Genomic DNA, 3415 nt, shown 5'->3' on the forward strand with positions numbered 1-3415 from the left:
GAGCAGCCCTGCGTGAGTCGGGGCGTCGTGAGGGTACGGCGCCGGCCGGCCTGGTTGGTCACCTACAGGGTGGGGATTTCCCTAGTTAGGCGCCCACGCTCACGGCCAGGTCCGCGCGGACGGCGGGCGCGTACCGGGGTACGCACGAGGCGAGGGCGGGGTCGGCCAGCAGCAGGGCGGTGGCCGCGAGCGCGGCCTCCCTCACCTGCGGGTCGTCGTCCTAACAGAAATCCGCGATGCGGTCCTGGAGCACCGGCCGTGCCGCACGGGCGGCGGCCAGATCCCGCGCCGTGCCGACACCGTCCTTGACGCCCAGGCGGGCGACGTAGGCGAACGAAGCCAGCCAGTTCAGCAGCTCGGCGCGGAGCGGCCGCCGGCCGGCCCTGCGTTCCCACCGGTCTTCGGCCAGGGTGCGCAGATCGTCGAGGAGACGGGCGAGGACCAAGGCTGCCGGGGTGGTCGCCGGAAACACCCGCTCCTGATTGAGGAGCAGCCGGTACAGATCCCCCACCGCCCGCACCCGGCGGGCCGGGTCGGCGGCGAGCACAGCGCCGAGGATGTCTGGGGTGTCGGGCACACCGTGCTGGCCCGTACAGAAGTGTGGCAGCTCCTTCCAGGCGGTGCTGGCGAGCTCTGCCTGTGCTGTGGGTGGCAGGGAGCCGGCGGGAGCAACATGGGAACGACCGATGGCATGGCGGTCGCAGCCTGTGGCGCGCAGAGCAGACCAGGAGACGTCCTGGCACAGCGTGACGAAGCAGGAAGCCAAGTCAGCAGTCGTTGCCCTCCATCTGACCGCCTCTCAGATCCTGACCCTGATGGGGGGAGGTCCGGAGCCGATCAGTCATACCCGCGCACTGGCAGCATTCGTGCCCCAGAGAGCGGTAGCGTTCCGCGGATTCACCGGCGACTGGCTGCGCGTGCAGACGTCGGCCGATCTCGTTGTCGCACCGTCCCGGGAGGACCTCCTGTGCTCGCCCCTACCGTGGTTATCGTTTCCGGCCCCCCGGGGACCGGAAAGACCTACCTGGCACGCCAGCTTGCCACCCGCCTGACCCTGCCCTGGTACAGCCGCGACGCCATCAAGGAGTCCCTCTTCGACACTCTCGGGTGGTCGGACCCGTCAGAATGACCGGCCGGGTTCGCGGCGCCTCTTTCCGCGAAAGGATCCCTCATGCACGCCCTACCCCCCAAACGTTCGAGAGTATCCCCGACGCCCCCGAACCCGAGCCGGTACCAGGGTAGGCATCGGTCCGCCTGAGCGCTGCGGCGCTCTGCGGCAGCAACCTGCCCTGGCGCAGCACCGCCGACCCGCGCGACGGTCCGGACGGTCACCCGTCCACGTTCGCGGCGAAGATAGCCCAGCGCCTTCTTGACCTGAATGAGCTCAGGACTGCTCACAGGTGAGGGCGCCCGGGTAGGGGCACCCCTCCACGTACGCCTGCATGTTCGCCACGATGCCGGCGATGCGTCCCGGTCCCCATGAGGCGACGACGGCGTTGACCGGTGCTGCGGCGGTGACGAAGTTGAGGATGAAGGCATCACGCAGTAGCAGGTAGGGCTCCAGGAGCCGGGCGAAGTCGGCCGGCAGGGGCCGCACCTGGTTGTAGCCGGCCAGGAATGCGCTGACGAAGTCCTCGTAGGCGCCCGGTTCTATCCGTGCGATCCGGTGGACGGACGAGAACACGGTTGCGATGTCGATCAGGAAGTGACCCTCTCCACAGTCATCGAAATCGATGACGCCGACGCCGCCGCCGGGCAACGCGATCACGTTCTCGCGGTGCAGATCGCCATGGATACGCGCGCGTCCGTCCTGTCCGCCCTCTTGGAGGGCTGGGCTGATCAACTCGGCGACCCTGCGGAGAGCAGCGGTGCCTCGGCGCCCAACTGCTCCTGGGCGGACGGATCGGTGAGGGCGTGCCCCTTGAAGAGGATCGTCTCCGCATCCCAGACCGGCCGGTCAAACTCCGGCAGCGGACGGACAGCCGGGCCACGAAGGAGCTGCGGCCAGGTGGGGTGATGCGCCAGACGGCGTTGTCCTCGTACCGCTGGACCTTCATCCGTACGGCCGCGCCGTCGAGTCCGTAGTACTCGCTCAACGAGGCCCGGGTCAGTGATTCGAGCAGATCGAGCTGGGCGGCATGGGGAAGACAGAAGAACGACGGCATGGCGGGCACAGGCTTCCTCGGTGGTCGGGGTGGGCGGGCGCCAACCGTGACCGCAAGCCGGTCAGGGCAGCTGACTCTGTTGCGCGTTCTCGCATGGCCGAGCTGACGCGGCACCGGACGAAGGCGATGCTGTTCACCAGGCGATTCCCTCAGCGGGGAGTTCCGTGATGGGGGACGGTACTGCGAGCGGGATGCCCCATTGTTTGCGGGCCAGGTGGGCGGCTTGAGCCGCTTGTTGGTAGCCCTGATCGCCCCAGCCGAGCAGAGCGGCGGCCTGCTCGGGTGCGGCCAGGAGCCGGGCGAACTGGCGTCCGCTGGCAGGGTCGATCGCGGATGGTCCGACAGATGTGATCGGCGCGGCCAGTCGTAGCCGCGCGCATTCGCCGATGCCGCCGTAGACATCACCGGTGGCGTCGTAAACCCATCCCAGCCGTTCGGCCTTTCCTTGGGCCAGGGTCAGCTGCGCTTCTTCGGCGGCCTCGCGTGCCAGCGCGGCCTCCGGGGACGCATCGGTGAGCTCGACCGTGCCGCCTGGCAGCGTGGCCAGGGGTTCAGCGGAGTCGATGACCAGGACGACTCGGCCGTCGGGTGCGAAGAGCCAGCCCCAGGCTTGGGGGACTGGGAGTTGGTCGGGGACGCGGTCGGGGTGCCAGGGCCACCGGCGTCCGTCCCGGGGCCGTGTGTGTACCTGGTGCAGGTCCAGTGGTGGCACCGCCCCGACGTGTCGGCCGCCTTCGAGGTGGGCGGTCGTGCCGGCCAGGCGGGCGCGCAGCGCGGCCAGCATGATCTGTGCGTCCACGGGGATCATCCGCTCGGCCGCCGCCCGGGAGTCGAGGAACTCGAATCCGTGTTGCTCGTCTGCGGGCAGACGGAGGGCCGCGATGTCCGGCTTGGTCAAGGTCCCGCCGTCCAGCACTTAGCGCACCTCGCCCGGGAAAGGCAGGTCCGGAGCGACGTCCGGATGTCCCGGGGCGAGCCAGTTCACGGCCAACACCCTCCCGGACGTCCTCAACAGCCCGAGTTCCTCGTGCACTTCGCGACGGCAGGCATGCTCGGGGCTTTCACCCGGCTCGGCACCGCCGCCGGGCAGCAGCCACTGCTCACGGTAGGTGGGCTTGACCAGCAGAACACGGCTGGCTTTATTCACGAGTAGTGGGTTCTGGCACACATTCCGTTTGCGCCGTGAGGCGCTGTTGGTTCGAGTGGAGGTGGAAGACCTGCACCAACCCGCTGTCGCAGCAGTGGGGTTG

The 3415-nt window shown here is 69.1% G+C and carries 5 protein-coding genes; 1 reads left to right on the plus strand and 4 read right to left on the minus strand.

Annotated features, from left to right (window positions below; genetic code table 11):
- Positions 1–220: 220 nt before the first annotated feature.
- Positions 221–577, minus strand: coding sequence for a hypothetical protein (locus tag ACFU8Q_RS40320; RefSeq protein ID WP_384464844.1), 357 nt, complete (start codon positions 575–577; stop codon positions 221–223).
- Between the two features lie 114 nt (positions 578–691).
- On the opposite strand from ACFU8Q_RS40320, the gene ACFU8Q_RS40325 reads away from it, so the two are divergent.
- A complete protein-coding gene (locus tag ACFU8Q_RS40325; RefSeq protein ID WP_384464853.1) occupies positions 692–1129 on the plus strand; it encodes an AAA family ATPase in 438 nt (145 codons plus the stop codon).
- Positions 1130–1384: 255 nt separating this feature from the next.
- On the opposite strand, the gene ACFU8Q_RS40330 is transcribed toward ACFU8Q_RS40325, so the two are convergent.
- From ACFU8Q_RS40330 to ACFU8Q_RS40340, 3 genes are all read right to left on the minus strand, one after another.
- Complete coding sequence (locus ACFU8Q_RS40330; protein ID WP_384464856.1) at positions 1385–1948, minus strand: phosphotransferase enzyme family protein; 564 nt, start codon at positions 1946–1948, stop codon at positions 1385–1387.
- Positions 1949–2298: 350 nt separating this feature from the next.
- Positions 2299–3063, minus strand: coding sequence for an NUDIX domain-containing protein (locus tag ACFU8Q_RS40335; RefSeq protein WP_384464847.1), 765 nt, complete (start codon positions 3061–3063; stop codon positions 2299–2301).
- 18 nt (positions 3064–3081) lie between these two features.
- A complete protein-coding gene (locus tag ACFU8Q_RS40340; RefSeq protein WP_384464850.1) occupies positions 3082–3312 on the minus strand; it encodes an NUDIX domain-containing protein in 231 nt (76 codons plus the stop codon).
- Positions 3313–3415 lie beyond the last annotated feature (103 nt).

This window comes from Streptomyces sp. NPDC057543, assembly GCF_042801895.1.
Taxonomy (GTDB): domain Bacteria; phylum Actinomycetota; class Actinomycetes; order Streptomycetales; family Streptomycetaceae; genus Streptomyces.

Coding starts and splice junctions, on each gene's coding strand:
- ACFU8Q_RS40325 (WP_384464853.1), top strand. CDS start 692: ATGGCGGTCGCAGCCTGTGGCGCGCAGAGCAGACCAGGAGACGTCCTG.